We start from the raw sequence: 21,364 nt of genomic DNA, 5'->3' as shown, positions 1-21,364 counted from the left end.
AATAATTACACTCTAAATTTGCAATTAAGGCTATTTTTTTGCAATTTCCCTGCATGTATCACCCCAGAAAAAATACAATTATCTTTAATTTTTTTTCGTGGTACATTCAGTACATCATAAAAAAAGATTTTTCGGCCTTTAATTTTGATGAGCCGGCATTCGAAAAGGAAAATTCAATTTTATTGCTGGCAAATCATTTCAGCTGGTGGGATGGTTTTTTTATTTTCTACATCAATAGAAAATTTTTTAAAAAGCAATTTCATGTACTTGTTAATGCAGAGAATTATAAAAAAGTAAGTTTTCTCAAATACCTTGGTGCATTTGCTGCTGAAAAAACAGGTAAAGATGTTTTAGAAACATTGGATTATGCAGGTAAACTTTTAGATAATCCCGCAAATTTAGTGCTTGTATTTCCACAGGGTAAACTTCATTCTAACCACCTTAAAAGTATTAATTTTGAGAAAGGTGTAATGCAAATGATCAATGCAAGTCAGAAAAAGATTAACATAATTTTTGCGGCCACTTTCGTCGATTATTTTTCCAAACGTAAGCCTGCTGCCAGTACTTATTTGCAGCATTGGGAAAACGAAGCGTATACCAGTTTACAATTGCTTAAAAGTGCCTACAATAAACATTATGAACATTCGGTTGTTAAACAAACACAAATTACCGAATGACCATTTTTATTCAAGTTGTCCTTATTTTTTTAGTAATCCGGTTTTCTGTAACCGTTTTCAATTTTATTTCCAATCCAAAATTACCCCGGGTAATCAAGCACTTTCAACACAAGGTTTCCATTCTTATTCCGGCAAGGGATGAAGCCGAAAATATTATAATGCTGTTGCAATCTATAAAAGAACAGGATTATACCAATTATGAAGTAATCGTTTTAGACGATCACTCAAGCGACAATACTTTTGCTGTTGTAAGCAGGTTTTGCAAGGAAAATCCGCAATTCAGCATTATAAAGGGTGAAAAACTGCCTGATGGCTGGTTAGGGAAAAATTATGCATGCCATCAGTTAAGTGATGCAGCTACAGGTAAATATTTATTGTTTGTGGATGCAGATGAGCTAATTAAGATAGGACTCATCAACAGTTTAATTTATAGGATGGAAGCGGGGCAGTTAAGCTTGTTGAGCTTATTTACCAACCAGCTAATGTTTTCATTTGGCGAGAAGGTAACCGTTCCGTTAATGCATTTTATACTTTTAAACCTATTGCCATTAAGGTTAGTCAAACTATCCGGAAACCCTGCATTTTCTGCTGCAAGCGGACAATGCATGTTTTTTAATGCAGCAAATTACCAACAACATAAGTGGCATAGTTTAGTAAAAGGCCAGGTTGTGGAGGATGTTGAGTTAATGAAGCTGCTAAAACAGGAAAAATATAAAACAGAAGCTTTGCTTGCTAATGGCATGATTTACTGTAGAATGTATAAAAACCTGAATGAATGTTTAAATGGTTTCAGTAAAAATTTGCTCGCTGGTTTTGGTAATAACATCATAATCTTATTACTTTACCAGCTTTTGGTAATTATAGGACCGCTTATTTTAGTATTCAACTTTAACATTGCGCTCCTCGTATTACCTATAACTTTAATTGTTTTAAGTAGATTAATGATCTCTTATTTGTCTGGACAGAACGTATTTTTTAATATGATTTTGCATCCGTTGCAAATGTTATTTTTTTTAATTATTTCTATTATTTCAATCAAAAAACACATTTTTAAAACAGGCACATGGAAGGGCAGAAGGATCAGACCGATTTAAAAGTAAAAAAAGCAGCGGTTGCTGTAATCATCATTTTTCATTTGGTTGGTTTGCTGGGCTTTTTGATTCCTGCTGCACAGCCATACTTTATAAAAATGGTTCCTTTTCATTTGCTGCTTATGTTTGCTGTAATTATACTTTCCTATAATGCAAATGTTAAAAGACTTGCCTTATTTGTTTGCGGCGTGTTTTTATGTGGTTTTTTGGTAGAAGTACTGGGGGTTAACACAGGCAAAATTTTTGGCAGCTATTATTATGGTACCACACTGGGTTACAAAATTGCTGCGGTTCCAATTTTAATGGGGGTAAACTGGGTAATTCTTATTTTTAGTGTTGGCCAGATGATGAAGAGTTTTAAAATCAGAAATACAATACTGGCATCGTTATTAGGTGGGTTGGCCTTAATTACGCTCGATTTTTTCTTAGAACCGGTGGCCATGAAATTTGATTACTGGCATTGGGATTATCATAAAATTCCCGGACAAAACTTCGTAGCCTGGTTTATAGTTTCTGTAATTTTACTTAAATTTTATTACGCACTGGATTTAAAACAACAAAAGTACATCGGCACCACTATGTTTGTTGCCCAGCTCATATTTTTTGTTGTCTTGTACATGACAACCGGATCAAATATTTTTGCTTAATTTTGTATCACAATGAGCAATAACTTACAAGTCACCATAGATAAATCATCAGGCTTCTGCTTTGGCGTAGTATACGCTATAGAAATGGCTGAAGATATTTTAGATAGCGAGGGTTATTTATATTGTTTGGGTGATATTGTTCATAATGATGAAGAAGTAGAAAGGTTAACCGATCGTGGATTGAAAATTATCGATCATGAAGTTTTAAAAACACTGAAAAATGAAAAGGTTTTAATTAGGGCACACGGCGAAGCGCCTTCTACCTACCAATTGGCGTTAGAGAATAACCTTACCTTAATTGATGCCTCTTGCCCGGTTGTTTTAAAGTTGCAGAACAGGATAAAAAATTCTCATGATGATGACGAACAGATTCTGATTTTCGGGAAGCATGGCCATGCAGAGGTAATTGGTTTGCAAGGACAAACGGATGGGAAGGCAATTGTTTTTCAGGATTTAGCTGAACTGGATAATGTAGCATTACCTTCTAAGTTTACTTTGTATAGCCAAACCACAAAAAGCACGGATAAATTTTATCATATTAAAGACGAATTGCTGGGGCGTGGTTACGAAGTGAAAGCCAATGATACCATTTGCAGGCAGGTAAGCAATCGTTATGGAGAACTGGAAGACTTTGTGAGCCATTATGATAAAATTGTTTTCGTTTCGGGCAAGAAATCATCAAACGGAAAAGTGCTTTATGATGTTTGCAAAAAACACAATGAGCATTCCTATTTCATTTCTAACGTAGAAGAATTAGAACAAGCCTGGTTTAATACAAATGACAAAGTTGGTATTTGCGGTGCAACATCAACTCCAATGTGGTTGATGGAAAAAGTTAAAACGGCTTTAGAAACATTTTAATAAATCCTTTTTCATTTTCTGCTGTTTAACCTTAATGAAATAAAGAACAGCCATTGAAAAATCCAAATAAATTTATCGGATTATTTGTTGCGCTAACGGTTATCAGCTGTTGGTTTTTATCTCTTTATTGTTTATTAAACTGGAATTTTAGCTGGGCAAACCCGCTGGTTTACCTGATGGTTTTGGTGCAAATGCATTTGTATACAGGTTTGTTTATCACAGCTCACGATGCCATGCATGGTACAATTTCAACAAACCAAACCACTAATAATTTTATAGGCTATGTTTCGGTATTTTTATATGCCGGGTTTTTCTACAAGCCGTTATACCTCAAACATCACAAGCACCATAGCTACGTGCACAGCGTTAACGATCCTGATTATGCCGAACATGGTTTTTGGAAATGGTATTTACGGTTTATGTGGAATTACGTTACCATTATTCAGCTGGTTATTATGGCCGTGGCATTCAATGTGCTGAAAATTTGGATTCCCCAGCAAAACCTTTTGCTTTTTTGGGTATTACCCGCAGTGTTAAGTACCTTTCAGTTGTTTTATTTTGGCACCTATAAGCCACATAAGGGCGCGCACGATAATGAACATCAATCTTCAACTTTACGTAAAAATCATTTTTTTGCCTTTATCAGTTGTTATTTCTTTGGCTATCATTTAGAGCATCACCAAAAACCCGGTACACCCTGGTGGCTGTTGTATAAAAGTAAAACCTGATGGAAATTTGACTTAAAAATGTCTGCCATCACATTTTTTGGATAGGTAAAAAAAAATAAAAAAGCGATATTTGCGCAACAATCCATATTCTTAATAAATGAGCAAAAAGGGAATTCTACTCGTTAATTTAGGTACGCCTGATAGTCCGGCAGTTTCTGATGTAAAAAAATATTTAGATCAGTTTTTAATGGACGAACGTGTAATTGATATACCAAAATTAAACAGAACTTTACTTGTAAAAGGAATAATTGTTCCTTTTCGCAGCCCTAAAACTGCAAAATTGTATAAAGAAATCTGGAATGAAAAAGGTTCGCCTCTTCTGTATTTTAGTAAATTACAGGCAAGTATGTTGCAAGAACGTTTGGGCGAGGAGTATCATGTAGAGTTGGCAATGCGCTATCAAAGTCCCTCTATCGAAACTGCTTTGGCAAATTTAAAAGCCGGTTTGGTAGAAAGCATCCAGGTTATTCCTTTATTTCCTCAATATGCATCAGCAAGTACAGGTTCTGTAATGCAACTGGTTATGGAATTGGTAAGCAAATGGCAAACTGTACCGCCAATTTCTTTCATTAACTCTTTTCATAATAACGAACTGATGATTAAAGTTTTCGCTGAGAACGCGAGAAAACATCAGCCAAAAACTTACGATCATATTCTTTTTAGTTTTCACGGTTTACCCGAACGTCAGCTTTTAAAATGTGACCATACCGGAAGTTATTGTTTGAAAAGTGCAGATTGCTGTCAAACCTTAAACGACACAAATAAATTCTGCTACTCTGCACAAGGCCATGATACCGCAAGATTAATCGCTCAGGAATTAGGTATTGCAAAAGAAAACTATACCGTTTGTTTCCAGTCGCGTTTAGGTAAGGAGCCTTGGGTACAACCTTACACTACAGATGTTTTAAAGAAACTGGCTGCAGAAGGCAAAAAACGTTTATTGGTTTTTAGTCCTGCCTTTGTTGCCGATTGTTTAGAAACGCTTTACGAAATCACTGTAGAATATCATGAAGAATTTAAAGCATTGGGTGGAGAACACGTGCAATTGGTAGAAAGCTTAAATGATAGTCCGGTATTTATCGAAGCCTTAGCCGGGATGGTAAATTAATATGACGAAGGGCTGCATCATTTTCATGGGTGTATCGGGTAGCGGTAAAACCGTTATTGGAAAACACGTTGCCCAAAAATTAAATGTTGAATTTATGGATGCAGATGATTTTCACCCTTCGGCAAATATTATAAAAATGAGTTCAGGTATTCCTTTAACGGATGCCGATCGTATTCCCTGGTTAAATAACCTGGGTAAAATAGCTTCTGATCATTTGGAAAAAGAACCTATGTTGATTATGGCCTGCTCAGCCTTAAAAAAATCTTATCGTGATCTTTTAAGGAAAGGAATTTCAGGTGAAACCCAATTTATTTATCTGAAATCCAGTTTTGAAGAAATTGACTCACGTTTACAAAAACGTGTAGGGCATTTTATGCCAAAAGGACTTTTAGAAAGTCAGTTCGAAGCATTAGAAGAGCCCTTATTAACGGAGAAAAATATCACGACCATAAATGCTTCTTTATCTGTTGATGAAGTGACAGACAACTGTATTGAAGCTATAAATAATGCATTTTGAAAACAGAATTAGAAAAACTTGCGCAATTAGATCAGTTAACATTGGGTGATTATGAAGCTTTTTTATATGATTGCGATGGAACACTTGCAGATAACATGACCGCGCATAAACTTTCGTATAAGAATGTTGCATCCAGGTACCAGATTGATTTAGATACGGCAATAATAGATGAACTTGCTGGTTGGCCAACTGTTTTGGTAAGTCAGGAAATTGGCCGCCGTTACGGAGTAGAATTACCTGATACTTTTTCGCATGAAAAATCGGTAGAGTTTTTTGATAACTTTATTTTAGAGACTAAGCCCATAGAATTTGTGGCTGAACATTTAAAAAAGAATGCAGGTAAGGTTAAAATTGGTGTGGTTTCTGGCGGAAGCCGAAAAACAGTCGAAAAAACATTAACCGTTCTAAATTTATTGCCTTTAGTGGAAGTTTTGGTTTGTTCAGGTGAAACGGAAAGAGGAAAGCCATTTGCCGATCCTTTTTTAGCCGCAGCCGAATTACTTGGTGTAAATCCTGCAAAATGTATAGTTTTTGAAGATGGCGAACCTGGTGTTCAGGCGGCAGTGGCTGCAGGGATGAAATGGATTAGAGTAGACCAGATTTAGGTTGTTAATTATTTTTTGTCGTAAGAAATAATTCTATAGGGATTTAGCATAGGGCAGGGCTTGCAAAAGCCAAAACCACTGAGGTGCGTTTCCGAATAAATAAAATGCTGAAACAAATCAGCATAATGGGAAATAAATGATTAAGAAAGGCTGGGCTTATTTCAATTTCTGAAATTTTATACGGCTTTGTAAATGTAGTTAAGAATAATTTCAGTTGCGCCTTTTTGATCAGCCACATACTTTCTTGCTGTAGCTGATGCGGCGCTATTTTCCTTAAAGTATTCGAACGCCTGAATCAATTCATCAGCCGAGTTAATGCTTTTAGCAGTACTAAGCGCAATTAAATCTTTGGCTTCCTGAAATTTTTGATATTTAGGGCCGAAAATTACCGGTAGCCCCAAAGCCGCAGCCTCCAATGTATTGTGTATGCCTGCACCAAAACCTCCACCAATGTAAGCGAGTTTTCCATATTGATACAATGAAGAAAGCATGCCGATATTGTCTATCACCAAAACCTGAGGTGGATTTGATGATGGTTGCGAACCGAGCGCAGAATATTTTATGAAATCGGGAAATAGGCCTTCAATAGCTGCAATGTGGTTACTTCCAATTTCGTGAGGAGCAATAATAAATTTCCAACCGGGATACCGTATAGGTAAATCAGCAATAAGTTTTTCATCTTCGGGCCAGGTACTTCCGCAAATTAAGGCTGGATTATTTCCAATAAAAACTTCTATTTCTTCTATTTTTCGGGGTGCTTGTGCATTTTCGTAAACCCGATCAAAGCGTGTATCGCCACTTAAAGTAACATTTGTTAATCCAATAGACTTTAAAAGCCTTTCACTTTCCGTATTCTGAACAAAAAAGTGCGTTACATTTTTTAGTATGTTCCTGTAAAAGTTGCCATATCCTTTAAAAAAGGCTTGTTCTTTTCTGAATATTCCGGAAATAACATATAATGGAATATTGTTATTTTTCAGCGCTTTGAAGTAGAAATGCCAAAATTCATATTTAGTAAAAATTGCCATTTCCGGATTGATGGCCTCAATAAATTTTTTCGCATTGCCCGGAGTATCCAACGGTAAATAAAAAACATTTGCAAGGGCATAGTTTTTTCTGATTTCATACCCCGAAGGCGAAAAGAAAGTTATAATAATTTTTTTGGAGGGAAATTGGCTTTTTAATTTTTCTAAAACAGGGCGCCCCTGTTCAAATTCTCCTAAAGAGGCAAAATGAAACCAAATGTGCTTATCGGCAGGATTAATTTTTTGAGCAATCTGGTTGAAAATATTTTTTCGACCATCAATAAATAATTTCGCCTTGTGGTTAAAATGGGAGAATATCCAAATAATAAGTCCGTAAAATCTAATTCCAAGTGTGTAAAGCAAAAGCATTGAGTGTAATAATTTCTTATCTTCGTGGCAATATAAAACGAATATATTTAAAAAGCTTAAAAATAGATGAAGATAGCCGTAATTGGTACCGGATACGTAGGTTTGGTAACGGGAACTTGTTTAGCCGAAACTGGGAATGATGTGATTTGTGTAGACATAAACGAAGCGAAGGTAAAGCAAATGCAAAATGGCGAAGTGCCGATTTACGAACCTGGATTAGACTTGCTTTTTCACCGCAATATAGAGCAGGGCAGGTTATTGTTTACCACTGATTTAGCCGAGGCCGTAGCCAAATCTCAGATTATTTTTATGGCATTGCCAACGCCCCCGGGTGGAGATGGAGCGGCCGATCTTTCCTATATTTTGGGCGCAGCAAAGGATATTTCCAAACTGGTAACCGAGTATAAAGTAATCATCAATAAATCTACGGTGCCTGTTGGAACAGCTGATAAAGTTAAAGCCGTTTTCACTGAAAATACCGAGATTGAAATCGATGTGGTTTCTAACCCCGAGTTTTTACGCGAAGGTGTAGCGGTAGATGATTTTATGAAACCCGACCGGGTGGTTTTAGGAACCAAGAGCGAAAGAGCAAAAAAAATAATGGCTGATTTATACGCACCTTATGTACGTCAGGGCAACCCGATTTTGTTTATGGACGAACGTTCATCAGAATTGACAAAATATGCGGCAAACTCATTTCTTGCAACCAAAATTACCTTCATGAATGAAATTGCCAACCTTTGCGAACTGGTTGGTGCCGATGTTGATGCGGTAAGAAAAGGCATTGGTTCTGATGACCGTATTGGCAAGCGTTTCCTTTTTCCGGGTGTAGGTTATGGAGGCTCCTGCTTCCCTAAAGATGTGCAGGCACTGGTTAAATCTTCAGATGATTACGCATATGATTTTCAGATCCTGAAATCGGTAATGGAAGTAAACGAAAGGCAAAAAACCATTCTGGTAGATAAATTGTTGAAATATTATAAAAATGATATCCAGGGGAAACACTTTGCCTTATGGGGATTGGCTTTTAAACCAGAAACCGATGACATCAGAGAAGCCCCGGCTTTATACATTATCGATGCGCTGGTAAAACATGGCGCAACAGTTACTGTTTTTGATCCGGAAGCTATGGCAAATGTTAAGCAAGCTGTTGGTGATCAGGTAGGTTATGCTAAAAATCAGTATGATGCTTTAGAAAATGCTGATGCATTATTAATTGCTACCGAATGGTCGGTTTTCCGTAATCCTGATTTTGATAAAATAGAAAGTAAAATTAAAAATAAAGTAATTTTTGATGGACGTAATTTATACGATCTGCCAAAAATGATCGATTTAGGTTATTATTACAACAGTATTGGCAGAAAATTAATTGATTAAGATGAGTCGTAAAAGAATTCTGATTACAGGAGCAGCCGGATTTTTAGGTTCGCACCTTTGCGATCGTTTTATAAAAGAAGATTACCATGTAATGGGCATGGATAACCTGATTACAGGAGATTTAGCTAATATAGAACACCTTTTTAACCTGGAAAACTTCGAGTTTTATAACCATGATGTTTCCAAATTTGTTCATATTCCCGGTAAACTGGATTGTATCCTTCACTTTGCCTCTCCCGCCAGTCCGATAGACTATTTAAAAATCCCAATCCAAACGTTAAAGGTAGGCTCGTTAGGCACACATAATTTATTGGGGCTTGCCAGGGCAAAAGGCGCAAGGATGTTAATTGCTTCCACATCAGAAGTATACGGCGATCCGAGTGTTAACCCACAACCAGAAGAATACTGGGGTAACGTAAACCCAGTGGGGCCGAGAGGGGTGTACGATGAAGCCAAACGTTTTCAGGAAGCGATAACCATGGCGTACCATACTTTTCATGGTGTAGAAACCCGTATTGTCCGTATTTTTAATACCTACGGACCAAGAATGCGGTTAAATGATGGACGAGTTTTGCCTGCTTTTATTGGCCAGGCCTTAAGGGGAGAAGATTTGACCGTATTTGGTGATGGATCGCAAACCCGTTCGTTTTGTTATGTAGATGATCTGATAGAGGGTATTTATCGTTTACTGATGTCAGACTATGCGCAACCTGTAAATATTGGTAATCCGGATGAAATAACCATTAAGCAATTCTGTGAGGAAATTATTAAACTTACAGGAACTTCGCAGAAGATTGTTTACAAGGAATTACCACAAGACGATCCTAAACAACGCAGACCGGATATTACAAAAGCAAAAGCACTATTAGGATGGGAGCCAAAAATTGGCCGTGCAGAAGGGCTTAAAATCACTTACGAATACTTCAAGTCGTTACCGGCAGAAGCATTAGAAAAAATAGAACATAAAGATTTCACAACATTCAATCGTTAAAATGGCTAAAATATTGGTTACCGGGGGTACCGGTTATATTGGTTCGCACACCGTAGTAGAATTACACAATGCAGGTTATGAAGTGGTTATCCTGGATAATCTTTCCAACTCGAACATTAAAATTTTAACACAGCTTCACGCCATTACAGGTAAATGGCATGATTTTCATGAAATTGATTTACAAGATGATAAAGCGGTTCAGGAATTTGCAGAGCGCCACACCGATATCAGCGGAATCATTCATTTTGCTGCCTATAAAGCTGTTGGAGAGTCGGTTGAGCAACCATTAAAGTATTATAAAAATAACTTTTATGGCTTAATTAATCTGCTTACCTCTTTTAACGAAAAAATAAATTTCGTTTTTTCTTCTTCATGCACCGTTTATGGGCAGCCAGATACTTTACCGGTAACAGAAGCTGCACCAGTAAAGAAAGCAGAATCGCCTTATGGCAATACTAAACAAATTGCCGAAGAGATTTTAGAGGAAACTGCCGCAGTAACACCCTCGTTAAATGTAATTGCACTCCGTTATTTTAATCCGGTAGGCGCACATGAAACGGCTTTAATTGGCGAGTTGCCAAATGGAGTTCCGGCAAATTTAGTTCCGTTTATTACGCAGTCTGCAATTGGCAAACGTGGGCCGATAAGGGTTTATGGCGACGATTACGATACACCTGACGGATCGGCAATTCGTGATTATATTCATGTTGTTGATTTGGCTAAAGCACATGTTGCAGCTATAAAGCGACTGGAAGAAAATAAAGTCAGTTCAAACTACGAAGTGTTTAATGTTGGAACGGGCAAAGGTACCTCCGTACTGGAGATTATTGCTGCATTTGAAAAATCGACGAGTGCTAAATTAGAATACCAAATTGGACCAAGGAGAGCAGGAGACATTATCCAGATTTATGGCGATGTAACTAAATCTAATGAAGTGCTGGGCTGGAAAGCTAACCTGGATATTAATGAAATGATGCGTTCTGCCTGGGAGTGGGAAAAATACATTAAAGCTAATCCTTTTTAGATGAAGCTGGCAGCGCATAAAGATTTAAAATTAGCGATAACAGATTTGCCTGTTAAAGAAAAAGACAAGCTGCTGTTGCGTTTGGTTGCTAAAGATAAAGTGCTTACTGAACATCTCCACTATAAGTTGCTGGAAGATGAGACTGATCTTGAAGATCGAAAGGAAAAGATAAAGGCCGATGTTGCAGAACAGATTTCGGAATTAAAAAATCTGAATGCTAAAGAAGCATTGGTGAAAGTGCGGAAAATGATTACTTCGGTTAATCATTTTTATAAAGTTACAAAAGATGCAGTTGGAGAGGTTGAACTCAAAATCTACATTTTAAATATTATCCCGATAGCGTATAAAGGTAGAATCCTTTCCTATCGGGACTTTATGATTCTTTTCTCGGTGTACTATTTAAAAACAGTTGCGGTAACTTTGAATAAGTTTAGAAAACTTCACGAAGACCTGCAATTTGATTTGAGTAATGATGTGAATCAGCTGTTGGATAAAATTTATGCTTCTAAACTGGCATCAGCAGCAGAATCGTCAAACATTCCAAAAGCGTTATAAATTTAATTTTTAATCATCCTATTATGTTCGGTTTATTTAAAAAGAAAAAAATAGTACCCGAATTTAACTTTTCTAATATCGGAACAGATATGCACTCGCATATTATACCGGGTATTGACGATGGTGCTCAAACCATTGGAGATTCTTTGCTGCTGGCGAAAAAGTTTAAGGCACTGGGCTTTAAAAAACTAATTGCTACACCACACATTATGGCAGATTATTTTCGCAATACACCCGATACCATTAACAGGGGCCTGGATATTTTAAGAAAAGGTTTGATGGATATTCAACTGGATCTGGAAATCGATGCTGCCGCTGAATATTATTTAGATGAAACTTTAGAGCGTAAAATTAAACAAAAGGAGGTGCTTACTTTTGGTAATAATTATGTGCTTTTTGAACTTTCTTATATAAATGCACCTCAAAATTTAATCGACTTTATCAAAACCATGCAGGATTCGGGCTATAAACCTGTGCTGGCGCATCCCGAAAGGTATCCATATTACTACAGTTCTTTCGAAAAATACCATCAGATAAAAGAAACTGGTTGCTTGTTGCAGTTAAATTCTATTGCATTAACTGGTTATTATGGTTCGGGAGCCAAAAATGTAGCAGTGCAAATGATTGAAAACCACATGATTGATTTTATAGGGAGCGATATGCATCATTTAAAACACGCAGCAGCACTGGAAGAAAGTTTAAATACGGCAGAAATGCAAAGACTTTTAAGTCAGCACCAGTTAAATAATGTTTTGCTTTAAGCAATTCTTAGTTTTAACCGTCAAGTATACAAATTTACACAATCATTTTATACTCAACGGCTTAAACCTTGAGCTTACAGACTAATTTTTAATACTTTAGAGTTAAGCCTTACTCGTATCTCAAAGCTTCAACAGGATCCAATTTAGAGGCTTTTTTTGCTGGATAATAACCAGAGCCAATCCCCACTAATACGCACAACAAAAAGCCGCCGATAATAAACATCCATGGAATAATAAATGCGCCGCCCATGGCTAATGATATAATGTTTCCGAGGAGTATACCCAGGAAGATACCCAGTGCCCCGCCCATTAAACAAATTACCACAGCTTCGATTAAAAACTGACGACGAATAACCTGCGGATTAGCACCTATAGCTTTTCTGATCCCAATTTCGCGGGTACGTTCCGTAACCGATACCAGCATAATATTCATTAAACCAATAGAAGCACCAATTAAGGTAATAATTCCAATGGCTACACCACCAATGGCTACAAAAGCAAGGTTTTCAAATAAGGTTTGAGCAATGGCATCGCTTTTTGTAATCTCAAAATTATTGGTTTCTGAAACTTTTACTTTCCGAATATTTCTAAATAAAGCAGTAGATTCTCCAATAACATTATCCATAATATCGTTATTTGGAACCATAACGGTAATGGTGTAGGATGGATTGGCATTTGCATTAATCTGTTTGGCTTTTAATAAAGGAACATACACAGCTCTATCGCCACTAAAACCCATACTCGAACCCTTTTTAGCTAAAATTCCAACAATTTTAAACCTGTTGTTTCCAACATTAATCAGTTTATCCATCGGGTCTGAATTTTTAAAGAGCTTATCTACCACATCGCCCCCAACAATACAAACATTAGAACCCATTTGTACCTCAGATTTGCTGAAATTTCTACCTTCTGAAAGGTTAAGCCCTTGTGCAGGTAAGCCATTTTCATCAACACCCTGTACATTAATATTAGGGTTGGTTTTTAAACTTCCATATTTTACCGTAGAGCCACCGCTGGCAAAAACACTTACAGCTACAGTTGCTGGCGTGTTAAGGCTATCTTTAAATCGTACTGCATCCTCATATCTGATTTCCTTAAAAGGTTTTGGCCGTTTGCCGGGGCCGCCAATTCTAATTCCGGTACCGCGGTTCCTGATGGTAAATGAATTGGCACCCATGCTGCTGAATGCCTCGGTCATACTCTTTTTAACCGCATCAAGCGTAGTTAAAATGCCAACTAAAGCCATTAAACCAATGGCAATAATTAAAGCCGTTAACATGGTACGTAAACGATTGCCTTTAATTGATTCTAATGCCAGCCTGATGTTTTCTCTGTAATTCATTTAGTTATAGCGTATGGCGATGGACGCAAAATGCGAACAATTTGCCTTAAAAATAAAAAAGTCCCAATGTTTAGACAAGGGGACCGTGCTATATGTTACAATAATATTTTGTTTATGCCGAAAAACTTGTGCCACAGCCACAGGTGCTGGTTGCATTTGGATTAACAAAGGTAAAACCACGTGAATTTAAGCCATCCTGCCAGTCAATCATCATACCCATTAAATACATCTGGTGTGCTTTATTCATGAATACTTTAATACCATCAATAAAAAACTCCTGATCGCCATCTTTTTTCTGATCGAAACCTAAAACGTAATTCATTCCTGCGCAGCCACCGCCTTCAACGCCAACACGTAAACCAAAATTTTCACCAATTTCTTGCTGATCTCTTAATTTATATAACTCTTTTGCTGCGTTTTCAGAAAAACTTACCGGTGCAAATGCTGTATCAACTGTTGTGCTCATGTTATTTAAATTTTAACTGATACAAATATAAATAATAATGCACATTTTTGCTTTTATGCGGGTGTTAAAATTACCGTAGTTAAACAATACCAATGAATATACAACAAATCCTGACCGATGTGGCTATTTTATTTGCCGGCATCTTTATCGCCTTTATGGCAGTTTATTATATCCTGAAGGCCGATATTCAGCGTTTTTTTAACCTTAAAACCATCGAAATTAATAAAGAAGCAAGAGCGCATCTTTTACCCCTGAGATTACAGGCACATGAAAGGCTGATTATATTTACCGATCGCATAAACCCAGCCAATTTACTGGTACGTTTACACCAGCAGGGAATTGGCTTAAGTGTATTGCAAGCCGGTGTTTTAAATGAAGTACGGTCAGAATACCAGCATAATATTACCCAGCAGCTGTATGTAAACAGTATTACCTGGAATGTGGTAAGGAAATTAAAAGATGATACCATTGCCATGATTAACAATGCAGTACAGGGTTTGCCAGCTGATGCTAATGGAATAGAATTGAGTAAAGCCATATTGCAGCATATGGCTTCTATAGATGAAAATCCTTATGATTTAACCATCGAACTCATAAAAAAGGACATTCAGCAATTGTTTTAGATCCGGTTAACTGTTGATTGCATAAGCTTCAGTTAATCAATTTTAACAATTACCGGACACAGCAAGGCGGCACAATTAACCAACTATAAAGATGAGTGATAATAAACATATAACCACATCAGGTATAGAAATTAAAGAGCTTTATACTTCGGCAAAGGCCATGGAGGAGAAGCCAGGCGAATTTCCTTTTACCCGGGGTATTCAAAAGGATATGTATCGTGGTCGTTTGTGGACCATGCGCCAGTATGCAGGCTTTTCCACAGCCGAAGAATCCAATAAGCGTTATCATTATTTATTAGCACAGGGTACAACGGGGCTTTCGGTAGCTTTTGATTTACCTACGCAGATAGGTTATGATTCTGATCATGAAATGGCAGATGGCGAAGTTGGAAAAGTTGGCGTAGCCATTGATTCATTAAAAGATATTGAGATTTTGTTTGATGGCATTGAACTGAAAAACATTACAACATCAATGACAATTAATGCTACCGCATCCATTTTATTGGCAATGTATATTGCTTTAGCTAAGAAACAAGGAGCAGATTTAAAGCAAATTTCGGGTACCATACAAAACGATATATTAAAAGAATATGCCGCGAGAGGTACTTATATCTATCCGCCTAAACCATCAATGCGGTTAATTACCGATATTTTTGAATATTGCAGTAAGGAAGTACCCAAATGGAATACCATTTCTATTTCGGGCTATCACATCAGGGAAGCAGGTTCAACAGCGGTGCAGGAATTGGCTTTTACCTTAGCTAATGGAAAAACCTATCTAAAAGCGGCACTGGATAAGGGGTTGGATATTAATATTTTTGCCAAAAGATTATCTTTCTTTTTTAATTGCCACAATAATTTTTTTGAAGAAATTGCCAAATTTAGGGCTGCAAGAAGAATGTGGGCAAAAATCACCAAAGATCTTGGTGCTACAGATGTAAAAGCACAGATGCTTCGTTTTCATACGCAAACGGGCGGCTCGACCTTAACGGCACAGCAACCTCTAAATAATGTAATCAGGGTAAGTAACCAGGCCATGGCCGCTGTTTTAGGCGGTACACAGTCTTTGCATACCAATGGATATGATGAAGCACTTTCGCTTCCAACAGAATCCGCCGCTAAAATCGCTTTGCGTACACAGCAAATTATAGGTTTTGAAAGCGGTGTAACAGATACTGTAGATCCACTGGCTGGATCTTTTTTTATTGAAAACTTAACGGATGAAGTAGAAGCTGCTGCCTGGATATATATAGATAAGATCGATGCTATGGGCGGATCTGTAAATGCAATAGAAAGCGATTATATGCAGAATGAAATTTCTGGGGCAGCTTATCAATATCAAACAGAAGTAGAAAATGGCACAAGGGTTTTAGTTGGTGTAAATAAATTTACCCAGGCGGAAGAAGGGATTACCGAAGTTTTTAATATTGATGATTCTATCCGAAAGCTGCAGACTGAAAAACTGGAGTATTTAAAAGCACATCGAAATGCGGATGAAGTTGAAGTAGCATTGGCTGCATTGGCAAAAGCGGCAAGTGCAGATGTAAACTTAATGCCATTAATTATTGATGCCGTTGAGAAGTATGCAACGCTTGGTGAAATTGCAGATGTGCTGAGAAGTGTTTTCGGCGAATATTAATTGTAAGGAGTGCATTAAAGCTGGGGTAATTTGTCTCCAAATGCCCCGTATGGGGAAATAAAAATATAATCAGCGTTTGAATAAACTGAACAGACATATTATCCGGTAAATTAGTATTTATATAATAGCTTTGATATTCAGTGGGTTTGAGATTACTGAATAAAAATAACCAAAATTAAGCTCAAAATTAAGCCATGTGGCGTGGAATTTGCTTTCCTGATGCCAGTTTATGCTGACATAGCGGAAATAGGGACAAAAGTAGTCGTGATGTGGAAAACCGATGTGGATAAATAGTTATCCACACTAAAAATTCAGGTTGATGGTGATAGTTTGCTGCTTATGAAGATGTTACGAAATATTTGAAATTTTTGTTTAAAATGTTGATAATTTTCTCAATATTCGTAGTCCCGAAACGATCCATCTCGGATTACCGAATCGGCACTGTAAACCAATAAATTATAGAAATCGCAATGGAAAAAACTTGTACAGAAGTGTGGAAGAACTGTCTTCAAATTATTAAGGATAACATTCCGAACCAAAGTTTCAAAACTTGGTTCGAGCCAATAACAGCCCTTAAATTAGAAGGTAAGGTTTTAACCATTCAGGTACCGAGTTTATTCTTTTACGAATGGCTTGAAGAACACTACGTAGGCTTATTACGTAAAACTGTAAAAAAACAACTTGGAGAAGACGGGCGGTTGGAATATAATATCGTTGTAGATAAATCATCAAACAGTGGTAATCCTTATACCACCAATATGCCGTCTAACGGAAACGGAGCAGAAGCAAAGTCGCAATCTATGCCCATCCCGGTTTCTATTAACAAAGACATTAAAAATCCATTTATAATCCCTGGATTAAAAAAATTAAATGTTGACCCACAATTAAACTCAAATTATACTTTTGATAATTATATTGAAGGAGATTGTAACCGTTTGGCCCGCTCTGCAGGTTATGCCGTTGCTGCAAAACCAGGGGGTACATCATTTAATCCGTTAATGATTTATGGTGGAGTAGGTTTAGGAAAAACCCACCTTGCACAGGCAATAGGAAATGAGATAAAAGCAACCATGCCTGATAAGCTGGTTATTTATGTAAGCTGCGAAAAGTTTTGCCAGCAGTTTGTGGATTCCCTGAAAAACAATACCATTAACGATTTCGTTAATTTTTACCAGGCAATGGATGTAATCATTATGGATGATGTACACAACTTTGCAGGTAAAGAAAAAACCCAGGATATTTTCTTCCACATCTTTAATCATCTGCACCAATCAGGTAAACAGGTTATCTTAACATCAGATAAAGCACCAAAAGATTTAGCAGGTTTAGAGGAGCGCTTATTAAGTCGTTTCAAATGGGGGCTTTCAGCTGATTTGCAAATCCCTGACCTGGAAACCCGGATTGCAATTTTAAGAAAGAAAATGTACGCCGATGGTATTGAATTACCAGGAGATGTTGTAGAGTATGTTGCACATAATATCGACAATAACGTGCGTGAACTGGAAGGCGCAATGGTTTCATTATTGGCACAGGCTACTTTAAACAAAAAAGAAATTGATTTAAGCTTAGCTAAACAGATGTTGAAGAATTTCATCAAGAATACCTCAAAAGAGATTTCGATGGAATACATTCAGAAGTTGGTTTGCGAATATTTCGAAGTTCCTGTTGATATGGTTAAATCTCAAACACGTAAACGTGAGATTGTCCAGGCCCGTCAAATATCTATGTATTTATCAAAAAGCCACACGAAATCGTCTTTAAAAACAATTGGAGCTTTCTTTGGCGGCCGCGATCACAGTACAGTAATCTACGCTTGTCAAACCGTTGAAGATTTAATTGATACAGATAAGAAGTTTAAAGCTTACGTGCACGATATTCAGAAAAAATTAAAAATGAGCTAAACATGCTCATCTTAATAAAATAACAGGAGCCCCCAATTTTTATTGGGGGCTTTTTGTTGTGCCTAAGATTTAACTACATATATAAAAGAGTACAGGAAGCATGGTAGCCCGAATTGGATTATTAAATTCTCTTTTATCTATTTAAAGCACACGCTTGATTACTTAATAAACCACCCTGAATTTACTTAAGGGTCTTTCCTGCCCAAGAGAGATGCTGAAATAAATGCTGCATGACGATGAACTTAGCCATATTGTTTATAAGGGTAATTTCTAAATTAACAATCAAACTCAGTTGAGTAGCTGAGCGGGAACTTACCTAAATGCAAAGTTTTTATTACGGAAGTTAGGATGAAGCAAAATCTTCTATAATCAAGAGCAGAACACTTAATCCTGGTCTTTTTGCAGTATTAAGGCATTATCTTACCAAATAACAAATCCACCTGTACGCTTGGGGAAAAAATGTAGCATTTAGGGAAAATTAGTATTCAATTTGCGGTTTATTTTCTAAATCATAGTTTCACATAGTTAATTTTACTTAAAAATTTTTCCACAACTTTTTTCATAATTAATGGCATTTCAATACCAACTAAAGCTTTCTTAGTAATTTCAAGAAATTGTTATGGGTTAGTAATGAGTAGTATAGAAAAATTTGGCTTGATATTTGGTTTTACTTAACGAAAGTAGCGGAGGCTACGGTAAATCAATTTTTAACCTTTAAATTTTAAAACTATGGCTTTCAAAGCTAGATTGAATTTTTCAGGCAAAGGCTACAATGCAATTCATTGTGCCCGGATGTTAAATCGAGAAGAACATTCAAAAAGAAAGGCACTATTTTTCTTAGCTGCTCACTTCATTCAATACAGAGAAAGTATTTCGGTATCCGACAATATATATACGTCGTTTAATCTTTTAGTACCTGATTCCAGCTTAAAGGTGGTTAATGTACAAGGTGAAAAAGATTGGCCTCAACCTTAATTTTTATTAAAACGGCAGATAATAGATAGCTATTCAATATCTGGCTTTAAATAATAATGTTTCCGCCTGACCGAAGGAAAGTAAAACATATGGTCTTCCTAACCAAAATATACATCTAAAAGCGATCAAAATGAGCAGGGTATTCAACCATCTAAGTATTAACAGCAATTTGCATAAGGCATGCCTCGCTGGAAATAGATTACAAGAGAAAATTAGGTTTAAAATTAAGTTTAGTAACGCAGCAGACTATTTTCTCTTTGGGTATGCTCATGAAATATTAAATAACTAATTATGGAACAGAAATTAATCACTGAGATCAATATAGAAGGTAAGCGTATTATTCACTTTGCTTCCTTTAGCCTGCAACAAACTTTTAATGATCATCATTATTTCGAACTACGCTTTAATCACGATCAGATGGGGTCGCCAGGATTGATTAGCTTAGACGATAGCCGCAATTTCGTTGGCAAAACTTTAACGGCATCTTTTGGTCACACAGTAGAAAAAATGCAGAATTTTGCAGGTTTGGTTACCCGGGTAGAGTTGTCGCAAAGTCATGGTTATCATGGGGTTTTAATTGTAAGCGGCTATAGTCCTACTATTTTAATCGACCGCGGACCAGATCTGGGTTCCTATCTGGATAAGGATCTGGATACGATTGTAAAGTTGGCTACAAAAGATACACCGGCAAACGATCTGACGATTGTAGCCAATGCATCCAGAAAAGCGGCAATAGATTACCTGATCCAGTATCGTGAAAGTGATTTTCAATTTCTAAACCGTTTATCTGGAGAATATCACGAATGGTTTTTCTATGACGGAAAACAACTCAATTTTGGTAAACCCGACGAACAAAAGGAAGTAGCCCTGTTTTATGGCCGTGATGTTCAAAACCTGCAATATGCAATGGAGGTTTCGCCAATAAAATATAAGCGTTTTGCTTATAACCCTAAACAGGACGAAATGTTGCAGAGTGAAAGTGCAGGAAAAGCCGATGGAAATCCTGATTTGGCACATGCCATAAATGCATCGAACACCATATACAATAAAACATTTAATCAGCCATCGCTTATCCGCGTTGATAATGGGAGCGACATTAAAAGCCATGTAGAAAACGAGGAAAAGGCACACATTAGCGAATTGCTAAAAATAAATGCTATGGGTGACAATGCCGAACTGGGTATTGGAACCATTGCCGAAATCAGCATGAGCCTAAGAAAGGAGCTCGCTTTTGCAACAGAAAGCCTTGGGAAATTCCTGATTACCAAAATTAACCACAACATAGATGGAACAGGTAAATACCACAACACCTTTGAAGGAATGGTTGCTACCACGGAACGTTTAATGGTTAAAAATTATGAAAAGCCCGCTCCTGACATGCAATTGGCCGATGTTTTAGATAACGATGATCCACAGGGACAAGGTAGGATCAAAGTGAAGTTAAAGTGGGAATGTCAAACCAACGACCCTACTGAGTGGCTCAGGGTAATAAGTCCCAATGCCGGGACAGGAGATACCGGTAAAAACCGTGGGTTTCATGTTATACCGGAAAAAGGCGACCAGGTGGTAATTGCTTTTGAAGAAGGTAATGTAGCACGTCCTGTGGTATTGGGTAGTGTTTACCATGGTAAAAGTGGCGATAGCAGCGGCTTTAAAAATAGCAATACCAAGGGCTTAACTTCGAGAAAAGGCAGTTGCCTGAGTTTTGACGATTTAAATCATGCGCTAAATTTGGGTACAAATGAGGCAAATTTTGTAAAAATAGAAAATGGAACAGGGCAAATTACAGCCGAATCTGCCGAAACCATTGTAATCAAAACTGGCCTCAGCAGTATTACCATGAAGAAGGACGGAACGATTAGTTTGATTGGAAAAAACATTAATATCATCGGAAGCGAATCGATTAACGTAAATGCAGAATGCCAGGGATTAGGAAAAGATGAAAAGGGAGCAACGCCAGGAGCCAAGGTTAATATTGGTAAAAAAGGTACAACAGCTATAAACACTGGAGGAAGTACAATTTTGACTGATGCAAAAGACGAACATACTTTAAATGGCAAAAATGTTAATATCAACTAATTT

Annotated in this window: 21 protein-coding genes; 18 read left to right on the top strand and 3 right to left on the bottom strand. The window is 37.0% G+C overall.

What is annotated here, in order from left to right:
* The first annotated feature begins 53 nt into the window (after positions 1 to 53).
* The 8 genes from R2Q77_RS00225 to R2Q77_RS00190 all read left to right on the top strand — a co-directional run bounded on the left by R2Q77_RS00225 (position 54) and on the right by R2Q77_RS00190 (position 6,234).
* Complete coding sequence (locus R2Q77_RS00225; RefSeq protein ID WP_316801695.1) at positions 54 to 677, top strand: 1-acyl-sn-glycerol-3-phosphate acyltransferase; 624 nt, start codon at positions 54 to 56, stop codon at positions 675 to 677.
* Positions 674 to 1,771, top strand: coding sequence for a glycosyltransferase (locus tag R2Q77_RS00220; protein ID WP_316801694.1), 1,098 nt, complete (start codon positions 674 to 676; stop codon positions 1,769 to 1,771). Before R2Q77_RS00225 ends, R2Q77_RS00220 begins: the two co-directional genes overlap by 4 nt.
* Positions 1,741 to 2,415, top strand: coding sequence for a carotenoid biosynthesis protein (locus R2Q77_RS00215; RefSeq protein WP_316801693.1), 675 nt, complete (start codon positions 1,741 to 1,743; stop codon positions 2,413 to 2,415). The genes R2Q77_RS00220 and R2Q77_RS00215 overlap by 31 nt, the downstream gene beginning before the upstream one ends.
* A 12-nt stretch (positions 2,416 to 2,427) precedes the next feature.
* Complete coding sequence (locus tag R2Q77_RS00210; RefSeq protein WP_316801692.1) at positions 2,428 to 3,276, top strand: 4-hydroxy-3-methylbut-2-enyl diphosphate reductase; 849 nt, start codon at positions 2,428 to 2,430, stop codon at positions 3,274 to 3,276.
* Between the two features lie 53 nt (positions 3,277 to 3,329).
* Positions 3,330 to 4,004 (top strand): fatty acid desaturase, encoded by a 675-nt coding sequence (locus tag R2Q77_RS00205; RefSeq protein ID WP_316801691.1) that lies wholly within the window; start codon positions 3,330 to 3,332, stop codon positions 4,002 to 4,004.
* Between the two features lie 97 nt (positions 4,005 to 4,101).
* Positions 4,102 to 5,112 carry a ferrochelatase gene (gene hemH / locus R2Q77_RS00200; RefSeq protein ID WP_316801690.1) on the top strand — a complete coding sequence of 337 codons (1,011 nt, stop codon included), beginning with the start codon at positions 4,102 to 4,104 and terminating at the stop codon, positions 5,110 to 5,112.
* Position 5,113: 1 nt separating this feature from the next.
* Positions 5,114 to 5,629, top strand: a complete 516-nt coding sequence (locus R2Q77_RS00195; RefSeq protein ID WP_316801689.1) for a gluconokinase — start codon at positions 5,114 to 5,116, stop codon at positions 5,627 to 5,629.
* A complete protein-coding gene (locus R2Q77_RS00190) occupies positions 5,626 to 6,234 on the top strand; it encodes an HAD family phosphatase (protein WP_316801688.1) in 609 nt (202 codons plus the stop codon). Before R2Q77_RS00195 ends, R2Q77_RS00190 begins: the two co-directional genes overlap by 4 nt.
* A gap of 176 nt (positions 6,235 to 6,410) precedes the next feature.
* On the opposite strand, the gene R2Q77_RS00185 is transcribed toward R2Q77_RS00190, so the two are convergent.
* Positions 6,411 to 7,628: a 3-deoxy-D-manno-octulosonic acid transferase gene (locus R2Q77_RS00185; RefSeq protein WP_316801687.1), complete on the bottom strand. Its 1,218-nt coding sequence runs from the start codon at positions 7,626 to 7,628 to the stop codon at positions 6,411 to 6,413.
* Positions 7,629 to 7,694: 66 nt separating this feature from the next.
* On the opposite strand from R2Q77_RS00185, the gene R2Q77_RS00180 reads away from it, so the two are divergent.
* The 5 genes from R2Q77_RS00180 to R2Q77_RS00160 are packed head-to-tail and all read left to right on the top strand — an operon-like array spanning position 7,695 to position 12,336.
* Entirely contained in the window at positions 7,695 to 9,005 is a 1,311-nt protein-coding gene (locus R2Q77_RS00180; protein WP_316801686.1) for a UDP-glucose/GDP-mannose dehydrogenase family protein, read from the top strand.
* A gap of 1 nt (position 9,006) precedes the next feature.
* Positions 9,007 to 9,996: a UDP-glucuronic acid decarboxylase family protein gene (locus tag R2Q77_RS00175; protein ID WP_316801685.1), complete on the top strand. Its 990-nt coding sequence runs from the start codon at positions 9,007 to 9,009 to the stop codon at positions 9,994 to 9,996.
* 1 nt (position 9,997) lies between these two features.
* On the top strand, positions 9,998 to 11,020 hold the full coding sequence (galE, locus tag R2Q77_RS00170; protein WP_316801684.1) for a UDP-glucose 4-epimerase GalE: 1,023 nt from the start codon (positions 9,998 to 10,000) through the stop codon (positions 11,018 to 11,020).
* Positions 11,021 to 11,575: a hypothetical protein gene (locus tag R2Q77_RS00165; protein ID WP_316801683.1), complete on the top strand. Its 555-nt coding sequence runs from the start codon at positions 11,021 to 11,023 to the stop codon at positions 11,573 to 11,575.
* A gap of 23 nt (positions 11,576 to 11,598) precedes the next feature.
* Positions 11,599 to 12,336 carry a tyrosine-protein phosphatase gene (locus tag R2Q77_RS00160; RefSeq protein ID WP_316801682.1) on the top strand — a complete coding sequence of 246 codons (738 nt, stop codon included), beginning with the start codon at positions 11,599 to 11,601 and terminating at the stop codon, positions 12,334 to 12,336.
* Between the two features lie 109 nt (positions 12,337 to 12,445).
* On the opposite strand, the gene R2Q77_RS00155 is transcribed toward R2Q77_RS00160, so the two are convergent.
* Together R2Q77_RS00155 and R2Q77_RS00150 are read right to left on the bottom strand one after the other, a co-directional pair.
* Positions 12,446 to 13,678 (bottom strand): ABC transporter permease, encoded by a 1,233-nt coding sequence (locus R2Q77_RS00155; RefSeq protein ID WP_316801681.1) that lies wholly within the window; start codon positions 13,676 to 13,678, stop codon positions 12,446 to 12,448.
* Positions 13,679 to 13,790: 112 nt separating this feature from the next.
* The gene (locus R2Q77_RS00150) at positions 13,791 to 14,144 is read right to left on the bottom strand and encodes an iron-sulfur cluster assembly accessory protein (protein ID WP_316801680.1); all 354 of its coding nucleotides are present in this window, start codon (positions 14,142 to 14,144) and stop codon (positions 13,791 to 13,793) included.
* 92 nt (positions 14,145 to 14,236) lie between these two features.
* Between R2Q77_RS00150 and R2Q77_RS00145 the strand changes: the two genes are divergently transcribed.
* From R2Q77_RS00145 to R2Q77_RS00125, 5 genes are all read left to right on the top strand, one after another.
* A complete protein-coding gene (locus R2Q77_RS00145; protein WP_316801679.1) occupies positions 14,237 to 14,767 on the top strand; it encodes a hypothetical protein in 531 nt (176 codons plus the stop codon).
* 91 nt (positions 14,768 to 14,858) lie between these two features.
* Positions 14,859 to 16,406 carry a methylmalonyl-CoA mutase gene (locus R2Q77_RS00140; protein WP_316801678.1) on the top strand — a complete coding sequence of 516 codons (1,548 nt, stop codon included), beginning with the start codon at positions 14,859 to 14,861 and terminating at the stop codon, positions 16,404 to 16,406.
* Between the two features lie 470 nt (positions 16,407 to 16,876).
* Complete coding sequence (dnaA, locus tag R2Q77_RS00135; protein ID WP_316801677.1) at positions 16,877 to 18,307, top strand: chromosomal replication initiator protein DnaA; 1,431 nt, start codon at positions 16,877 to 16,879, stop codon at positions 18,305 to 18,307.
* 729 nt (positions 18,308 to 19,036) lie between these two features.
* Complete coding sequence (locus R2Q77_RS00130) at positions 19,037 to 19,282, top strand: hypothetical protein (protein WP_316801676.1); 246 nt, start codon at positions 19,037 to 19,039, stop codon at positions 19,280 to 19,282.
* 291 nt (positions 19,283 to 19,573) lie between these two features.
* On the top strand, positions 19,574 to 21,361 hold the full coding sequence (locus tag R2Q77_RS00125) for a type VI secretion system Vgr family protein (protein WP_316801675.1): 1,788 nt from the start codon (positions 19,574 to 19,576) through the stop codon (positions 21,359 to 21,361).
* The last annotated feature ends 3 nt before the right edge of the window (positions 21,362 to 21,364 follow it).

The organism is Pedobacter nototheniae, assembly GCF_032678625.1.
In the GTDB taxonomy this organism is placed as follows: Bacteria; Bacteroidota; Bacteroidia; order Sphingobacteriales; family Sphingobacteriaceae; genus Pedobacter; species Pedobacter nototheniae_A.
Note: the sequence above shows the minus strand (reverse complement) of the source record. Positions and strands in the feature narration are given on the sequence as shown.